This is a genomic window from Xylophilus rhododendri (genome assembly GCF_009906855.1).
GTDB classification, from domain to species: domain Bacteria; phylum Pseudomonadota; class Gammaproteobacteria; order Burkholderiales; family Burkholderiaceae_C; genus Xylophilus; species Xylophilus rhododendri.
Map to the genome: position 1 here is coordinate 1524562 of NZ_CP047650.1, position 17078 is coordinate 1541639.

Here is a 17078-nt window from a genome sequence, read left to right on the forward strand (position 1 = left end):
CTGGCGCGGCGGATGCAAGCGGGTGAAGGCTGCGGCTCAGGCGGCCAGGGCCTGGAAGTTGCGGAAATCCCAGTGCCGGCCCGGCGCGGCGTCGATCAGCTGGCGGGTGTATTCGTGGCCGGGCTTGGTGAGCACCGACTCCGCATCGGCCGCCTCCACGATGCGGCCGGATTTCATGACCACGATGGTGTCGCAGATCTGCGCCGCCACCCGCAGGTCGTGGGTGATGAAGAGCACGGCGATGTCGGTCTTCGCCCGGATGTCCTCCAGCAGCTGCAACACCTGGGCCTGCACCGACACATCGAGCGCGGACACGGCCTCGTCTGCGATCAGGATCTCCGGCTTCAGCGCCAGGGCACGGGCGATGCAGATGCGCTGGCGCTGGCCGCCGGAGAACTGGTGGGGATAGCGTTTCATCGCATCGGCATCGAGGCCGACCACGTTCAGCAGCTCCACCGCGCGGGCATTCGCCTCGGCCGTGGAGGCGCCGAAGTTGCGCATGCCCTCGGTGATCGAATCGCCCACACGCATGCGTGCGTTGAGCGAGCGATACGGGTCCTGGAACACGATCTGGATGCGTTGCCGCAGCGGATGCAGCTGGGCACGCGAGGCCTGGGCGATCTCGGTGCCGGCGATCTTCACGCTGCCACTGCTGGGCGCGATCAGGCGTGCGATGCAGCGCGCCACGGTGGACTTGCCCGAGCCGGATTCACCGACGATGCCCAGGATCTCCTTCTTGCGCAGGGTGAAGCTCACCTCGGCCGCGGCATGCACGGTGCGGCCGGATTTGAAGAAGCCGCGCTCGGAATAGGTCTTGCCCAAAGCCTTGACCTGCAGCACCTCGCCGCCCTCGATCCGGTTCTTCGCGCCGGGCACCAGGCTGGGCACCGAAGACACCAGCATGCGGGTATAGGGCTCGACCGGCCGGGCCAGGATCGCATCGCGGCTGCCGGTCTCCACCACCCGGCCCCGGTTCATCACCACCACCCGGTCGGCGATGTCCGAGACCACGCCGAAGTCGTGGGTGATGAAGAGCACGGCCGTGTCGTTGGAGCGCTGCAGTTCCTGGATCAGCGCCAGCACCTGCTTCTGCGTGGTGACGTCGAGCGCGGTGGTGGGCTCGTCGGCGATCAGCAGGCGGGGCTTCAGCACCAGCGCCATGCAGATCACCACCCGCTGGCGCTGGCCGCCCGAGAGCTGGTGCGGATAGCTGCGGTAGATGCGTTCGATGTCCGGCAGGTGCACCGAGGCCAGCATCTCCAGCGTGCGGCGCCTGCGTTCGGCCGCGTCCAGCTTGCTATGGGCGCGCAGCACTTCCTCGATCTGCCAGCCCACGGTGCGCACCGGGTTCAGCGCCGTCATCGGCTCCTGGAACACCATCGACATACGCGTGGCGCGCAGGGTGCGCAGGCGCTCGGGCGAACATTGCAGGATGTCCTCGCCATCGAGCAGGATGCGGCCGGCGACGGGCTTCAGGGCATCCGCAGCCAGCAGGCCCATCACGGCGAAGGAGGTGACGGACTTGCCGGAGCCGGACTCGCCGACCACACACACCGTCTCGCCGGCGAAGACATCCAGGCCGATGTCCTGCACCACCTTGCGGGCGCTGCCGTCGGGCGAGCCGACCAGGGCGACCGACAGGTTCTCGATGCGCAGGACCGGCTGCGCCGTCATGGGGCTGGCTTCATACACGGCTCAGACCCTCCGCGCCATCTTGGGATCGAGCAGGTCGCGCATCGCATCGCCCAGCAGATTCACGCTGAGCACCGTCAGCGCCAGGAACACGCCGGGCAGCAGGATCAGTTCGGGCTTGAGCTGGAAGTACATGCGCCCCTCGGCGATCACATTGCCCCACGAAGGGAACTCGGGCGGCATTCCCAGGCCGAGGAAACTCATCACCGCCTCCGACAGGATGGCCGAGGCGAAGATGAAGGTGCCCTGCACGATCAGCGGCGCCAGGGTGTTGGGCACCAGGTGGCGCAGCATCAGCATGGGGGTGGAGGTGCCCTGGGCCAGGGCGGCTTCCACATAGGGCTCGTCGCGCAGGCTGAGGATGAGGCCGCGCACCAGGCGCACCACACGCGGGAACTCGGGCACGGCGATGGCCACCAGCACGGTGAAGATGCTCGCACCCGTCACCGCCACGAAGGCGATGGCCAGCAGGATGCTTGGGATGGACATGATGCCGTCCATGATGCGCATGACCACCATGTCGGCCGTGCGGAAGTAGCCGGCGACCACACCCACCAGCAGGCCGGGCACCAGCGCGAAGACGGTGGTGCCGGCGCCGATCATCAGCGACACCCGCGCGCCGTGGATGACACGCGAGAGCACGTCGCGGCCATAGGCATCGGTGCCGAACCAGTGGGCGGCGCTGAAGCCCTTCAGGCGGTTCATCGGATCGATGGCCATGGGGTCGGCCAGGCCGATCCAGTCGGCGGCCAGGGCGCTGGCCACGATCAGGACCAGCAGCACCAGGGCGACCAGAACGGGGCCGGTGGTCAGCGCCCGGAACAGCGGCGATCGCAGCCGGCGGACAGGCGGCAGCGCGGTGGCGGCGGGAACGGAACTCATGGGCACGGTCCTAGTAGCGGATGCGGGGATCGACCACCGAATACAGGATGTCGATCAGCAGGTTCACGGCGATGTAGACCATGGAGAACAGCAGCAGCAGGCCCTGGATCAGCGGATAGTCCCGCGCCAGCACCGACTCCACCACCAGCCGGCCCAGGCCCGGCAGGTTGAACACCGATTCGGTCACCACCACGCCGCTGATCAGCAGCGCGATGCTGATGCCGATCACCGTGATGATGGGCACCGCTGCGTTGCCCAGCGCATGGGCCACCAGCACGGCGCGCTCGGTGATGCCCTTGGCGCGGGCGGTGCGGATGAAGTCCTCGCCCATCACCTCCAGGATGCTGCTGCGGGCGATGCGCGCGATGAGGGCGATGAAGCCGGTGGCGAGCGCCACCGTGGGCAGCAGCAGGTGCTGGGCGAAGGGGCCGATGCCGGCCGACAGCGGCTTGTAGCCCTGCACCGGCAGCCAGCCCAGCTTCATCGAGAACAGCATGATGAGGGCGTAGCCGGTGACGAAGATCGGCACCGAGAAACCCAGCACCGAGAACGCCATCACCCCCCGGTCCACCCGGGTGCCGCGCCGCCAGGCGGCGAACACGCCCAGCGGCACCGCCACCAGCACCGACAGCACGATGGTGGAGACGGCCAGCGCGAAGGAGGGCCCCACCCGCGCCGCGATCATCGAGGTGACCGGCGTGCCGGAATGCAGGGACACGCCCAGGTCGCCCTTGAGCACCTGCGTGCCCCACAAGAGGAACTGGGTGGGGATGGACCGGTCCAGCCCCATGTGGGCGCGGATCTTCTCCAGCTGCTCCGGCGTGGCCGAGTCGCCGGCCAGGATCAGCGCCGGGTCGCCGGGCGTGAGCCGCAGCAGGCAGAAGACCATCACGGCCACGGCCAGCACCACCGGCAGCGTGGCCAGGATGCGGCGCAGGATGTAGCCCAGCATCGGCGTCTGTCCCGGGCTTACTTGGCGTCGGACTTCTTGATGTTCCAGAACACCGGGGCCGGCGATTCCAGCACGCCCGAGAGCTTGTTGCTGTAGGCGGCGGCGGTGACGATCTGGCCCAGGGTCACGGCCACGCCCTCGTCCAGCATCACGTCCTGCAGCTGCTCGGCGATGTCCTTGCGTTCCTTGTCGGTGCGGGCGAACAGGAAGTTCTCGCGCAGCGATTCGATGGCGGGCACGGTGGGCCAGCCGAACCAGGCCTTCTCGCCGTTGGCCGAGATGCCGTAGTTGCGCAGCGGGTCGGAGATCTCGCTGGTGTGCCAGGTGGTCACGAAGATGCTCCAGCCGCCCTTGGCCGGCACGTCGCGGTTGGCGCGGCGCGAGAGCATGGTCATGAAGTCCATGGCCTGCAGCTGCACGTTGAAGCCGGCCTGGCGCAGCTCCTGCGCCATCACCACCGGCAGGGCCGAGGCCATGGCGATGTCGGTGGCATGCAGGATGGCCACCGGCGCGCCGTCGTACTTGGCCTGCTTGAGCAGTTCCTTGGCCTTGGCGATGTTCGAGGGCACGATCATGTCGGCGTGCTTGTTGCTCGAATACGGCAGGTTGCAGCCGAAGACGGCCGCGCAGGTCTTGAAGTAGGCGGGGTCGCCGACCTGGGCCTTGAGGGTCTCGTCCTGGCCGATGGCGTACATGGCGGCCTGGCGGATCAGCTTGTTGTCGAAGGGCGGCTGCAGCTGGTTGAAGCGGTACATGGGCTGGTAGCCCAGCTTGTCGAGCGTGCGCACGGTCACGCCCTTGCTGGCCTTGACCATGGGCACCAGGTCGAAGGGCACGGTCTCGACGTAATCGACCTCGCCGCTGGTGAGTGCGTTGACCATGGTCATGGAGTCGGCCATGGCCACCCATTCCACGCGGTCGACGTTGACCACCTTGCCGCCGGCCACGCCGCTAGGCGCCTCCTTGCGCGGCACGTAGTCCTTGTTCTTCTCGTAGACCACCTTCACGCCGGGCTGGAACTCGGCCTTGACGAACTTGAAGGGGCCGGAGCCGGTGTAGTCGGTGATGGCCTGGGTCGCCGGTGTCATCGCCACCCGCTTGGGCATGATGAAGCTGGGCAGGCCGCTGGGGCGGGCCAGGGCGGTGAGCAGGTCGACCGGCTTGGAGAGCACCACCTTGAAGGTCTTGTCGTCCACCGGGGTCATCTCGGTGACCAGGGGCATGACCTGGCGGCCGATCTTGTCCTGCTGCGCCCAGCGCTGGATGGAGGCGATGCAGTCCTCGGATTTGACCGGGGCGCCGTCGTGGAACTTCAGGCCCTCACGCAGGGTGAAGGTGTAGGTCTTGCCGTCGGGCGAGATGGTCCACTTGTCGGCCATCTGCGGCTGGATCTTGTTGTCCAGGTCGGTCGCCAGCAGCGTGTCGTAGATCATGTAGCCGTGGTTGCGCGTCTGGTGCGAGGCGGTCAGCACCGGGTCGAGCACGGTGAGCTTGCTGGCCATGACCACCGACAGGGTCTGGGCGCCCGCCGGGTTGAACAGGGTGGCGACTGCCGTCAGCGCCAGCGCGGCGCCGGTGCGGCCCAGCCAGGACTTGCTTGTTTTGCCAATGGTCATCGCGTATTCCTCGAAAAAAGGGTTGCGTCGGTCAGACGAAGTCGAAGGAGAGGGGGGACATCTCGCTGGCGGAGCGGCCGGCCACCAGGTCGCGCTGGGGCACGAGTTTTTCGGCGCGGCGCTGGCCTTCGTCCACGGCGGCGGAGGCGGCGCGGTAGTCGAGGGAGCTGACTTCGCCGCGGTGCACCACCCGGTGGCCGTCCACATAGACGGTGTGCACGGCGCGGTCGGCGGCGGCATAGACGAGGCTGCGCACCGGGTCGCGCGAGGGGCGCATCAGGTGGTGCGTCATGTCCACCATGACCAGGTCGGCCTTGGCGCCGACCGCGATGCGGCCCAGGTCGTCGCGGCGCAGGGCGGTGGCGCCGCCGACGGTGGCGGCGTGGAAGATCTGGCCGGTGGTGACGGTGTGCGGCGAGTTGGCCATCAGCCGGGCCAGATAGCCCACGTGGCGCATCTCCTCGATCATGTTGTGCGGATAGGTGTCGGTGCCTATGCCCATGTTGATGCCGGCGCGGAGATACCGGCCGAAGTTGCGCAGGGCCATGCCTCGGCGCATGAAGACGGTGGGGCAATGGGCGACGGTGGCGCCGGTCTCGGCCAGGATGGGCAGGTCCCTGACCGTGCTCCAGCGGGTGTCCGGATGGTCGTCCACGAAGATGCCGTGGCCGACCACGCTGCCCTTGTCCAGCACGCCCAGCTTGTGCAGCCACTGCACAGGCGTGAGGCCGTGGCGGCGGGTGATCTCGTGGAACTCGGGCAGCGACTGGGCCGCATGGGTCTGCCAGCCGATGCCGCGCCTGGCGGCCTCGGCATGGCTGGCCTGCAGCAGCTCGGGCGTGCAGGTGTCGATCTGCGCCGGCACCACCATGCCGTCGAGCCGGCCGCAGGGATGGGCGCGGGCGGCGTCGATCAGCCGCAGCGCGTTCTCCATCGAGGCGATGCCGGCCTTCTCGTCCCAGTCGTATTCCACGACATGGCCGTTGCGGGTGTACCAGCGGGCCGAGCGGAACATGGGCGCGATGAAGGCGCGCAGGCCGCTCTTGACCATGATGTCCTGCCAGTGCTCGTGCGGGATGGACATGTCCACCACCGTGGTCACGCCCGACATCAGCAGCTCGGCCGCGGCCAGCGTGGTCTGGGCCGGAGCCACCTCGTCGTCCCCATGCATGGTGGGCATGTACTCGTAGAGGTTGCTGTTGTAGAGACCGGCCGAGCCGGTCTCGTCGGTGTAGCCCTTGTTGATCGGCTCGTGCACCAGGTGGCTGTGGATGTCCACCAGGCCGGGCATGACCATCATGCCGCTGCCGTCCACCACCTCGATGCCGGGCATGTTCGATGCGTCGAAGCCGGGCCCGACGTGGAGGATGCTGCCGCCGGAGAAGGCGACGTCCGCGCCGCGCATGTAGACATGGCGTTGGCTGGCGGCATCCCAGGCCACGACAAAGGCTGCGTTCTGGATCAGGGTGACGTTCATGACGGATACCTTCGCAAGGAGCGTGCCGGCGTCGACAATTTCAATCAAAAATGTGACGGCCGCCAGCGACAATGTCCTGAGTAAATGTAGACAATCGCATAAAAAGCTGTAGACATAGATAGAGTCAAACCCGGCAACCGCCCCGACGATGCACAGCCGCTGTGCACCCGCCCTACCCCTTGATGAACATGGCCACCTCCGAACGCACCATCGACGAGCCCTCGGAAAAAAACCGCGGCGCGCCCAGCGCCACGGACATCTACGAACGCATCTACGCCGCCATCCTGGACAACCGCCTGAAGCCCGGCGCCAAGCTGGCCGAGGAGCGCCTGGCCGAGATCTTCGAAGTGAGCCGCCCGCGTGTGCGCGAGGTGCTGGCCCGGCTGGCGCGCGAGCAGATCGTGGAGCTGTTCCCGCAGCGCGGTGCCTATGTGGCCAAGCCCTCCATCGAACGGGCGCGGGATGTGTTCGAGGCCCGCCGGGTGATAGAGCCCGCCGTGGTGCGCCGCCTGGCGCGCACCATGACACCCGCCAAGTTGGAGCGCCTGCGCGAGCACACGGTGCTGGAGGACGCGGCCCGCCAGCGCAACGACAAGCGGGCCATCATCCGCCTGGCCGGCGAGTTCCACATCGTGCTGAGCGAGCTGGCCGGCAATGCCGAGATGGCGCGCGCCATGCGCGAGCTGGCCACGCTGAGCTGCCTGGTGATCTTTCTCTACAGCCTGCCCACCACCACCTGCTGCCGCAACGACGAACACGCCGAGATCATCGAGGCCATGGGTAAGGGCGACACGGCGCTGGCCGAGCGCCTGATCCTGGCCCACCTCGACCACATCGAGGAGAGCGTGAAGCTGGAGACCTCCGACGAGATCGTCGATCTGGAGGACGTCTTCAAATAGCCCGGCCCCGGCCGCTCAGGTGCCCACACGCAGCGGCGCCGCGATCTTGCGCAGGGCGGCCAGCACACTCAGGGCGGTGATGCGGCCGGTCTTGGGGTTCTCGCTGGGAATGTTCTGGATCTCCATGGTGAAGGAGGCCGAATCCGCCTCCACCACGATCTGGTGGATGTTGCGCTCGGCATGCGGATCGGCCCACACCTCCAGCACCGTGCGGTCCGGCCCGATGCCGGCCAGGGACAGCGCCACCGCCACGTTCAGGTTGGCCGCGAAGCCCTTGGCCGCGCCGCGCGGCGAGCCGCGGTAGATGCACATCGGCTCGGTGATGCCCTCGATGACGATGTTGTTCTCCGCCAGGTAGGGCGCGCCGAGCAGGCCGCGCACCGGCTTCCTGGTCTTCATGGTCACCGAATGGATGGTGCCTTCGGCGGCGGCGCTCACCGCGTCCAGGCCCAGCAGCGCGCCGGTGGGCACGATGATCTGGCCGCCGTGCTCGCGCGCCAGCTCGATCAGCTCGGGGTGGAACAGCAGGGCGCCGGCGCTCAGCACCATCACCGTCTTGCCGGCCTGCAGCATGGGCGCGGCGATCTGCGGCAAGAGGGCCGAGGGGGCGCATTCCACCACCAGGTCGCAGTGCTCGACCAGGCGCTCGATCGCGGTGAAGACCGGCTCGCCCTGCAGGCTGATGGAGGCACGGGCCTTGGCCTCGTCGCGCACGCCGATGGCGGCCAGGGTCAGGCCGGGCAGCGTGCCCTGGTCCAGCGCCGAGGCGAGTTTCTTGCCGACGGCACCGAGGCCTGCGATACCGACGCGGAGGGGGGTCTTCACTTGGGATGTCCTTCTGGTTTTTCGAGTCGGGTGCGATCTTAGGAAGGCCCGGCCCGGGCTGACAAACGAATACGGCTCACCGCGCCATTGGTTTGGCTGATGCATGCGCCACCGGCGGGGCTTCGGCCTGCGCCATCAGCAGCACCCATTTGCGGAACTTGCGCACCGCCGCGTTGTCGACGCGGGACTCGTGGGTGAGCAGGTAGTACTCGCCGGCGCTGGGCACCTCGGCCTCGAAGGCGATCTCCAGGCCCGGGGCGCGCTCGGCATAGGTTTCGAAGAGCTTGCGCGGCACGATGGCGATGCCCTTGCATTCCTGCGCGGCCTGCAGCGCCATGAAGAAATGGCCGTATTCGGCCGAGGCCTTGCGGCTGCGGCTGGCGATGCCCTGGGTGGCCAGCCAGTCGCGCCAGGCGTTCTGCCGGCTGGCGGTGTGGATCAGGGCGTACTTCAGCAGGTCGGCCGCGGTGTCGATGGCCGCGCCCTGGTCCAGCAGCTTGCGGGAGATGACGGGCACCAGCACGTCGTCGAACAGGTAGTCGGCCTCGATGCCGTCCCAGCGGTCGGTCATCACCAGGTCGATGCCGGGCAGGCCGCGGCGGTAGTGGCGGCCGGGCAGCTTGCCCACCCGCAGGGCCACGTCGATGTCGCTGCCGCGCAGGTCGACGGCGGAGATGGAGGTGGCCACGCGCACCTCGATGTCGGGATAGGCGGAGGAAAACGCGCTCAGGCGCGGCATCAGCCACATGGTGGCCAGGGTCGGCAGGCAGGACACGGTGAGGATGCGGTGGTCGCGCTGGGCCAGCATCCTGCGGGTGGCGCGCTCGATCTCTTCCAGCGCGTTGAGGCAGGCGGCGTAGTACTGCCGGCCGTCCTCGGTCAGCTCGACCCGCCGCACCAGGCGTTCGAACAGGCGCTTGCCCAGCCAGGCCTCCAGGTTGCGGATCTGCAGGCTGACCGCGCCCTGGGTCAGGGCCAGTTCGTCGGCGGCGGCGGTGAAGGAGCCCAGGCGCGCGGCGGCTTCGAAGGGGCGCAGGGTGGCCAGGGGCGGGAGGGTTCGGCGCATGAAGGGGCTGGAGTCAATCCAGCCCGATTTTCGTCTTCTCGATCACGCCCTTCCACAACAGGTTCTCGGCGGCCACGTACTTCGCCATCTCCGCGGGAGACTTGAGCAGTGGATCCATGCCGCGCGAGGCCATGCCCTGGGCGATGGCCGGGTCGCGCAATGCGGCGTTGAGCGCCTCGGTCAGGGTGGCCAGCACGGCGGGCGGGGTCCTGGCCGGCGCGAACAAACCGAACCAGGTGCTGACCTCGAAGTTCTTCACGCCCAGCTCGATGAAGGTGGGCACCGTGGGCAGCAGGGGCGAGCGCTGGGCGCTGGTGATGGCGATCGGCACGATCTTGCCGCTGCCGACCTGGGCCAGGGTGGTGGGCAGCGGGTCCATCAGGAAGTCGATCTGGCCGCCCAGCAGGTCGGCCATGGCCGGGCCGCTGCCCTTGTAGGGCACATGCAGCATGGAGGTGCCCAGCTCCAGGTTGAGGAAGGACATCTGCGTGTGGTGCGAGGTGCCGGGGCCGGCCGAGCCGTAGGTCAGCTCGCCGGGCCGCTTCTTCAGCTCGGCCAGCACGGCGGCGAAGTCGGGGAACTGCGCCGGGTGGCCGGAGATCATCACGCTGGGCACCGAGGCCAGGCCGCCGATGGGCGCGAAGTCCCGGGTGGACGAATAGGGCACCGTCTTCATCATGTGCGGCACCACCGCCATGGTGCTGGCCGCCCCCAGCAGCAGGGTGTAGCCGTCGGGCTCGGCACGCGCCACCGCGGCGGTGCCGATGGTGCCGCTGGCGCCGGGGCGGTTGTCGATGACGAAGCCGATGTTGAGCAAGTCGCCCATCTTCTTGAGGATGGGCCGCGCCACCGTGTCGTTGATGCCGCCCGGCGGGAAGGGCACCACCACATGGATGGGCTTGGCGGGAAAACGCTCCTGCGCGACGGCGCCCTGGGGCAGGCCGGCCAGGGCGAGCAGCGCGCCCAGCGCGGCGCAGGCGCTCAGGCCGAATCGGCGGATCTTGGAGACGGGCATGCGGATGTTCCTGTGGGCTGTCCGGATGGAAAGCGAAGTGGATTCATCCTAGGGATGGGGCAGCCCGACCGGCAAGCGAGCATTTTTCGGACCACGTGCGAGTCCCGCTAATCCGTGGGGCGCCCCGCCCGCCCTGCCCCGGTTCAGGCCACGCGGGCCGGCTGGGTGGCGGCCCACGCCACGGCGTCGTCGCCGGCGGGCAGTGCCAAGGGGCTGGCCTCGTCGGTGGCGGCGCGCCAGATGGCCTCGGCCACCTGCGCCTCCCGGGTCACCGGGCCGCTGTAGTTCTGGAAGCCGGCCATCACCTGCTGCAGCATCGGCGCGTATTCGTCCGGCGCGGCCACCATGGAGCGCGGCATGGCGTTGGCGCCGAATTTCGTCGACTGGGCCATGCCCGGCAGCACCACCCGGGCGCGCACGCCCAGCGGCGCCAGCTCCAGCGCCAGCACCTCGGTGAAGGCCACCACCGCCGCCTTGCTGGCGGTGTAGACGGCCAGCAGCGGCAGGGCCTTGAGGGTGACGGTGGAGGCCACGTTCACCACCACGCCGGCGCGGCGCTCGCGCATCTGCGGCAGCACCGCCTGGGTGAGCGCCATCAGGCCGAGCACATTGGTCTCGAAGACCTCGCGGCAGACGCCGATCGCCTGCGATTCGAAGGCGCCGAGCAAGCCCACGCCCGCGTTGTTGACCAGCACGTCGATGGGCCCGGCGGCCGCGACGGCGGCGCGGATGCTGGCCTCGTCGGCCACGTCCAGCGGCAGGATGCGCAGATGCTCGGACTGCGGCAGCAGCGCCGCATCGGGCGTGCGCATGGTGGCGACGACCTTCCAGCCCTGGGCCAGGAAATGGCGGGCGGCTTCCTGGCCGAAGCCCGAGGAGCAGCCGGTGATGAGGACGGTTTTCATGAGAGTCGGTTCCTGGATAACGAGGTACAAGCCCGCACTCTAGGACGCCACAACCCGTCTATCTACAATAGAAAATCCTTTAATCATTCGAGATCGTCCGGACATGACCGATCCCCTGGCCGACGTGGTCACCCTGCTGCAGCCACGCATGACGTACTCGAAGATCGCGGTGGGCGCCGGCCGCTGGCGGGTGCGCTGCCCCGAGGGCCGCGACCCGATGTTCTTCGTGATGCTGCACGGCGCAGCGCGGCTGCTGCCGCAGGGGCTGGATCCTGTGACCGTCGAGACCGGCGACTTCGTGCTCATCCCCAACCGGCTGCCCTTCACCATGAGCAGCCTCGATCCCCTGCCCGAGGACGAGGAATGCGCCGACCCCGTCTGCATGCCCAACGGCGAGATGCGCATCGGCGAGCTGGAAGGCGAGGCCGAGCACCGCATGCTGATCGGCCACTGCGAGCTGGGCTCGCCCGACACCGCGCTGCTGGTGTCGCTGCTGCCGCGGCTGGTCCATGTGCGGGACGAGGCACGGCTGTCGGTGCTGGTGTCGGCGGTGGTGGACGAGGCGCGCAGCCAGCGGCCCGCGCGTGAGGTGGTGCTGGAGCGGCTGCTGGAGCTGATGCTGATCGAGGCCCTGCGTTCTTCCCGCGACGCCGTGGCCTCGCCCGGCCTGTTGCGCGGCCTGTCCGACGAGCGGCTGGCCCTGGCGCTGCGCGGCTTCCACCAGGCACCGGGCGACTCCTGGACGGTGGCCCTGCTGGCCCGCATGTCGGCCATGTCGCGCACCACCTTCTTCGAGCGCTTCAGCCGCGCCGTGGGCGTGCCGCCGATGGAATACGTGCTGGCCTGGCGCATGGCCCTGGCCAAGAAACTGCTGCGGCGCGGCGAGGGGCCGATCGCGGACGTGGCGGCGCAGGTCGGCTACAGCTCGCCCAGCACCTTCACCGTGGCCTTCACCCGGCATGTGGGTGTGGCGCCTGGGCGGTTCGCGCGTGCGCGGTAGCGGGTCTTCAGGCCGCTATGCGCACCGTGTCGCGCCCGGCCTGCTTGGCCTGCAGCATGGCCAGGTCGGCGCGGTTGAGGGTCTGGGTGATCGCCTCGCCCTCGCGCAGCGCGGCCACGCCGGCCGAGACGGTCAGCCGCCCGTCCGGCCGGGGTACGCTGGCCAGCAGGTGGCGCAGGCGGTTGGCCAGGGCGTGGGCCTGGGTTTCGTCCTGGTCGGGCAGCAGCACGCAGAACTCCTCGCCGCCCAGGCGGCCGAACAGGTCGCTGCCGCGCAGGGCCTGCTGCAGCACGTCGGACATGCCGCGCAGCACCGCGTCGCCGGCGGCATGGCCGTGGCCGTCGTTGAGGCGCTTGAAGTGGTCGATGTCGAGGTAGAGCAGGGTCAGCGGCGCGCCGGTGCTGCGGGCGACGTTGGCGGCGTTCTCGGCCTGCTGCAGGAACTCGGCGCGGCTGCGCGCGCCGGTGAGGGTGTCGGTGACCGACAGCTCGGCCAGGCGGCGCTCCTGGTCGAAGGCGCGGCGGGTGTTGTCCTGGATGCGCGAATGGCTAACGAAGCCGGTGACCACCGCCATGGTGGCGAACAGCAGGGCGAACAGGGTGTCGGTGCGGCCGGCCGTGTGGTTGAAGACAAAGGGCAGGAAAAAGGCGTAGCAAACCAGCGAGCCGCCGATCCACTGGGCCATGGTGATCCAGAAGAAGCTGGTGGCCAGCACGACCAGGACCGCGGCCGGCACGAAATACATCAGCGGCTGGTCGGTGCCCAGTGCGCCCAGGTAGCTGTTGAAGGCCACGGTGCCGATGGTCGCCATGCAGGCCAGGCCATAGGTGCGCACCGTGGGCGCCCGCACGATGAGGAAGGCGAACAGCGCGGTCAGCGGCAGCAGGGCCACGCGCAGCCAGACGTATTCGGGCGTGGGCATCAGCAGGCGCACCACCAGGGCGAGCGCGCTGCCCATGGTGGCCGTCACGCCCATCTCGATGGCGGTCAGTTGCAGGCGCCGCAGGGTGTGGTTGCGGTAGGCGTTCTCGTAGGCGCCCGGGGCGGCGATCCAGCGCTTCATCGCGGCTCGGGCGTGGCGCGCAGCGCGCCGTCGCGTTGGTGGCGTTCCAGCGCCAGCTCTATCAGGCGGGTGATCAGCTCGCCATAGGCCAGGCCGGTGGCCTCCCAGAGCTTGGGATACATGCTGACCTGGGTGAAGCCCGGCAGCGTGTTGACCTCGTTCAACACCGGCTCGCCGTCGGGCTTCAGGAAGAAGTCGACCCGCGCCAGGCCCTGGCATTCCAGGACTTCGTAGGCATCGACGGCGAGCTGGCGGATCCTGGCGCTGGCCGGCTCGCCGATGGCGGCGGGGATGGCCAGTTCGGCGCCGTCCGCGCGCAAGTACTTGGTGTCGTAGGCGTAGAAGTCGTCGTGCACGATCACCTCGCCGCAGACGCTGGCGCGCGGATCGTCGTTGCCCAGCACCGCGCATTCGATCTCGCGGCCGACGATGGCGGCTTCCACCAGCACCTTGTGGTCGTATTCGAAGGCGGTGGCGAGCGCGGCGGCGAATGCCTCACGGGTATCCACCTTGGCGATGCCCACGGACGAACCCTGGTTGGCCGGCTTCACGAACATCGGCAGGCCCAGTTCTGCGGCCAGCGCGTCGAAGTCGGCTGCCACGCCGCGGCGCAGGCAGACGAAGGGGGCGACCGCGATGCCGGCGGCGCGCAGCAGGCGCTTGCTGAAATCCTTGTCCATGGCCAGCGCCGAGGCGAGCACCGGGGAGCCCACGAAAGGCAGGCCGGCCATGCGCAGCAGGCCCTGCAGGGAGCCGTCCTCGCCCAGCGTGCCGTGGATGAGGGGGAAGACCACATCGACCTGGTCGAGGATGGCGGAGGCGGACTGCGAGGCATCGCAGGCCATGCGCAGCAGCTCGCTGCTGCTCGTCGGCTGCATGGCCGGCCGGCCGGTATGCCAGCGGCCTCGGGGATCTACATAGACGAGTCTCGGATCGAAACGGCCGGCATCCAGCCGCTGCAGCACATGGAACGCCGACTGGACCGACACATCGTGTTCGGCGGACTTTCCCCCAAAGATCAGACCGACACGCATCCTGCTCACTTGCAAATTCCTTCCCGCCGCGCGGGAACCCGACCGCCGATGGTAGCCGGCTCAGGCTTCGGGCATCGCGGCGCGCAGGGCGGTGGCGAGCAGACGCAGGGCGCCGCCAGGGGCCGAAGCCTCCGGACTGCGGCTGTGCAGCACCACGTCGGCGACCGGCAAGGCGGGCAATCCCAGCGCGGCGCCCACGTCGATCGCGCCCACCGGCGCGGCGCGCTGGCCGAGCGCGGCCACCGCCAGCCCGGCGGTGACGGCGGCGCGCAAGGCGGTCACGCCGCCGCCCAGGAAGACCTCGCGGTAGGCGATGCCCGCCTGGTCCAGCAGGTCCAGCGCCAGCGCCCGCACGCCGCAGGGCGGCGCCTGGGAGGCCAGGCGCAGCGGCTCGCCGTGCACCGCCTGCCAGTGCGGCGCGGCATACCAGCGGAAAGGTTCGGAGAAGAGCAGTTCGTTGTCCTGGCGCTTGTCGAGGCGGCGCACGATGACGGCGTCGCACTGGCGTTTGTCGAAGGCGCGCAGCAGGGGCTCGGAGCCGCCGATGCGCACTTCCAGCTGCAGGCCCGGATCGAAGGAGCCGGCCTGGGCCAGCAGCGCGGGCAGGTCGGTGCCGGCGAGGTGGTCGGCGATGCCGACGGTGAGGCGGCGTGGTGCGTCCTCGAAACCCCTGAGCGCCTGTTCGTGCGCCGCCAGCAGGCCGCGCGCATGGCCGAGGAAACGCAGGCCATCCGCCGACAGCCGCACCAGGCGCGGCGTGCGCTCCAGCAGGCGGCGCTGCAGGCGCTCTTCCAGGCGCTTCAATTTCAGGCTGACGGCCGACTGGGTGCTGCCCAGGGCCTCCGCGGCACGGGTGAAGCTGCGGAAGTCGGCCACCAGCACGAAGGCCTGCACGGCATCCAGATCCATGGGGCGGACGGCAACAGTCATTTCAATCCTCAATCACTGATATGCCCGGCGAGGCATTTACGCAATTATCGATCCTGCCTAGCATGGCCGGCAAGATGGACGCCAACACCCCCACCGATGCCCGCGCCGGCATGAACGCCCGCACCCGCCTGCTGCTCGAAGGCCCGATCACCCGCACCCTGCTGAAGCTGGCCGCGCCCAATATCCTGCTGATCGTGGGCCAGGCCGGCGCCGGGCTGATCGAGACCTTCTTCATCAGCCGCCTGGGCACCGATGCCCTGGCCGGCGCCTCGCTGGTGTTCCCGGTGGTGATGCTGATGCAGATGATGTCGGGCGGCGCCATCGGCGGCGGCATTGCCTCGGCCATCGCCCGGGCCCTGGGCGGCGGCCGTCGCGACGATGCCGACCGGCTGGCGGTGCATGCCCTGGCCATCGCGGCGGGCTTCGGCATCGCCTTCAGCCTGATCCTGCTGCTGGGCGGGCCCTGGCTCTACCGCAGCATGGGCGGGCAGGACGCCTCGCTGCGCGCCGCCCTCACCTACTCCAACGCGATCTTCGCGGGCATCGTGCTGCTGTGGCTCTTCAATGCCCTGGCGGCCGTGATGCGCGGAACGGGCAACATGACGGCGCCGGCCATGACCGTGTTCTTCGGCACGCTGGCGCTGGTGCCGCTGTCGCCGCTGCTGATCTTCGGCGCCGGGCCGGTGCGCGGCATGGGCATCGTGGGCGGGGCCATCGCCATGCTGCTGTATTACGCGGCGGGCTGCCTGGTGCTGGGCTGGCTGGTGCTGTCGGGCCGCAGCGTGGTCAAGCCTGCGATGGCGCACCTGCGGCTGCGCTGGCCGCTGCTGCGCGACATCCTGAAGGTGGGGCTGGTGGCGGCGCTGGTGACCTTGTCGACCAACCTCACCATCATGATCGCCACCGCCTATGTGGGCCGTTTCGGCACGGCGGCGATCGCCGGCTACGGCACCGGATCGCGGCTGGAATACCTGCTGGTGCCGCTGGTCTTCGGCCTGAGCGCGCCGGTGGTCACCATGGTGGGCACCAACCTCGGCGCCGGGCAGCGCGAGCGGGCGCTGCGTGTGGCCTGGACCGGGGCTGCCCTGGCCACCGGGCTGACCGAGCTGGTGGGTGTGCTGGCCGCGCTGTTTCCGATGCAGTGGCTGTCGCTCTTCGGCAGCGATCCGGCCATGCTGTCGGCCGGCGCGCAGTACCTGCGCACGGTCGGGCCGGCCTATGGGTTCTTCGGGCTGGGGCTGTCGCTTTACTTCGCATCGCAGGGCGCCGGGCGCCTGCTCTGGCCGGTGATGGCCAACGCGGCACGGCTGGCCACGGCGGCCATCGGCAGCGCGCTGGTGCTGCAGGCCGGCGGCGGGCTCGGCGCCATGTTCCTCACCCAGACGGTGGCGCTGATGCTGTTCGGGCTGGTGATCGCGGCTGCCGTCTCCGGTGGCGCCTGGTTCGGCCGGCCGGGCTTGCCGCGCACGCCCTCAGGGCTGATGTTGCGGCTGGCCGGCAAGAATCCGATGGCTTAGCTCGGCGCCGCGGCGGCACCGCCCTGGATCACCCGCTGCAGCTCGGCCTCGCCCGCGTCATGGGCCTCCTCGAAACTGCCGTAGTGATGGGCGGCCACCGATACCGGCCTGGAGATGCTGTCCACCAGCATCTCCACCACCACCCAGCGATGGGCCGAGGGGCCGTCTTCCAGTACCTGCAGGCCGAATCGCTTCATGGGATTTC

The 17078-nt window shown here is 69.3% G+C and carries 16 protein-coding genes; 3 read left to right on the forward strand and 13 right to left on the reverse strand.

What is annotated here, in order from left to right:
- Positions 1 to 36: 36 nt before the first annotated feature.
- The 5 genes from GT347_RS06915 to GT347_RS06935 are packed head-to-tail and all read right to left on the reverse strand — an operon-like array spanning position 37 to position 6619.
- The gene (locus GT347_RS06915; protein ID WP_160551261.1) at positions 37 to 1674 is read right to left on the reverse strand and encodes an ABC transporter ATP-binding protein; all 1638 of its coding nucleotides are present in this window, start codon (positions 1672 to 1674) and stop codon (positions 37 to 39) included.
- A 21-nt stretch (positions 1675 to 1695) separates the two neighbouring features.
- Positions 1696 to 2574: an ABC transporter permease gene (locus tag GT347_RS06920; RefSeq protein ID WP_160551262.1), complete on the reverse strand. Its 879-nt coding sequence runs from the start codon at positions 2572 to 2574 to the stop codon at positions 1696 to 1698.
- 10 nt (positions 2575 to 2584) lie between these two features.
- Positions 2585 to 3526: an ABC transporter permease gene (locus tag GT347_RS06925; protein WP_160551263.1), complete on the reverse strand. Its 942-nt coding sequence runs from the start codon at positions 3524 to 3526 to the stop codon at positions 2585 to 2587.
- Positions 3527 to 3543: 17 nt separating this feature from the next.
- On the reverse strand, positions 3544 to 5142 hold the full coding sequence (locus GT347_RS06930) for an ABC transporter substrate-binding protein (RefSeq protein ID WP_160551264.1): 1599 nt from the start codon (positions 5140 to 5142) through the stop codon (positions 3544 to 3546).
- 31 nt (positions 5143 to 5173) lie between these two features.
- The gene (locus GT347_RS06935; RefSeq protein WP_160551265.1) at positions 5174 to 6619 is read right to left on the reverse strand and encodes an amidohydrolase family protein; all 1446 of its coding nucleotides are present in this window, start codon (positions 6617 to 6619) and stop codon (positions 5174 to 5176) included.
- A 188-nt stretch (positions 6620 to 6807) separates the two neighbouring features.
- Here GT347_RS06935 and GT347_RS06940 point away from each other — a divergent pair, with 188 nt between their 5' ends.
- The gene (locus GT347_RS06940; protein WP_160551266.1) at positions 6808 to 7518 is read left to right on the forward strand and encodes a GntR family transcriptional regulator; all 711 of its coding nucleotides are present in this window, start codon (positions 6808 to 6810) and stop codon (positions 7516 to 7518) included.
- 15 nt (positions 7519 to 7533) lie between these two features.
- Here GT347_RS06940 and GT347_RS06945 read toward each other — a convergent pair whose 3' ends face one another.
- From GT347_RS06945 to GT347_RS06960, 4 genes are all read right to left on the reverse strand, one after another.
- Complete coding sequence (locus GT347_RS06945) at positions 7534 to 8343, reverse strand: aspartate dehydrogenase (RefSeq protein ID WP_229722767.1); 810 nt, start codon at positions 8341 to 8343, stop codon at positions 7534 to 7536.
- A 76-nt stretch (positions 8344 to 8419) separates the two neighbouring features.
- Positions 8420 to 9409, reverse strand: coding sequence for a LysR substrate-binding domain-containing protein (locus tag GT347_RS06950; RefSeq protein WP_160551268.1), 990 nt, complete (start codon positions 9407 to 9409; stop codon positions 8420 to 8422).
- Positions 9410 to 9422: 13 nt separating this feature from the next.
- A complete protein-coding gene (locus GT347_RS06955; RefSeq protein ID WP_160551269.1) occupies positions 9423 to 10424 on the reverse strand; it encodes a Bug family tripartite tricarboxylate transporter substrate binding protein in 1002 nt (333 codons plus the stop codon).
- Positions 10425 to 10567: 143 nt separating this feature from the next.
- The gene (locus GT347_RS06960; protein ID WP_160551270.1) at positions 10568 to 11329 is read right to left on the reverse strand and encodes an SDR family oxidoreductase; all 762 of its coding nucleotides are present in this window, start codon (positions 11327 to 11329) and stop codon (positions 10568 to 10570) included.
- A gap of 103 nt (positions 11330 to 11432) precedes the next feature.
- On the opposite strand from GT347_RS06960, the gene GT347_RS06965 reads away from it, so the two are divergent.
- The gene (locus tag GT347_RS06965) at positions 11433 to 12329 is read left to right on the forward strand and encodes an AraC family transcriptional regulator (protein ID WP_160551271.1); all 897 of its coding nucleotides are present in this window, start codon (positions 11433 to 11435) and stop codon (positions 12327 to 12329) included.
- A gap of 7 nt (positions 12330 to 12336) precedes the next feature.
- Here the strand turns inward: GT347_RS06965 and GT347_RS06970 are convergent, their stop codons facing one another.
- From GT347_RS06970 to GT347_RS06980, 3 genes are all read right to left on the reverse strand, one after another.
- Entirely contained in the window at positions 12337 to 13392 is a 1056-nt protein-coding gene (locus GT347_RS06970) for a GGDEF domain-containing protein (protein ID WP_160551272.1), read from the reverse strand.
- The gene (gene ddlA / locus GT347_RS06975) at positions 13389 to 14381 is read right to left on the reverse strand and encodes a D-alanine--D-alanine ligase (RefSeq protein ID WP_229722769.1); all 993 of its coding nucleotides are present in this window, start codon (positions 14379 to 14381) and stop codon (positions 13389 to 13391) included. The genes GT347_RS06970 and ddlA overlap by 4 nt, the downstream gene beginning before the upstream one ends.
- A 105-nt stretch (positions 14382 to 14486) precedes the next feature.
- A complete protein-coding gene (locus GT347_RS06980) occupies positions 14487 to 15335 on the reverse strand; it encodes a LysR family transcriptional regulator (protein ID WP_229722772.1) in 849 nt (282 codons plus the stop codon).
- An 83-nt stretch (positions 15336 to 15418) separates the two neighbouring features.
- Between GT347_RS06980 and GT347_RS06985 the strand changes: the two genes are divergently transcribed.
- A complete protein-coding gene (locus GT347_RS06985; RefSeq protein ID WP_229722773.1) occupies positions 15419 to 16873 on the forward strand; it encodes an MATE family efflux transporter in 1455 nt (484 codons plus the stop codon).
- Here the strand turns inward: GT347_RS06985 and GT347_RS06990 are convergent.
- Positions 16870 to 17070, reverse strand: a complete 201-nt coding sequence (locus GT347_RS06990; protein WP_160551275.1) for a hypothetical protein — start codon at positions 17068 to 17070, stop codon at positions 16870 to 16872. The two genes, GT347_RS06985 and GT347_RS06990, sit on opposite strands and share 4 nt — an antisense overlap.
- Positions 17071 to 17078: the final 8 nt, after the last annotated feature.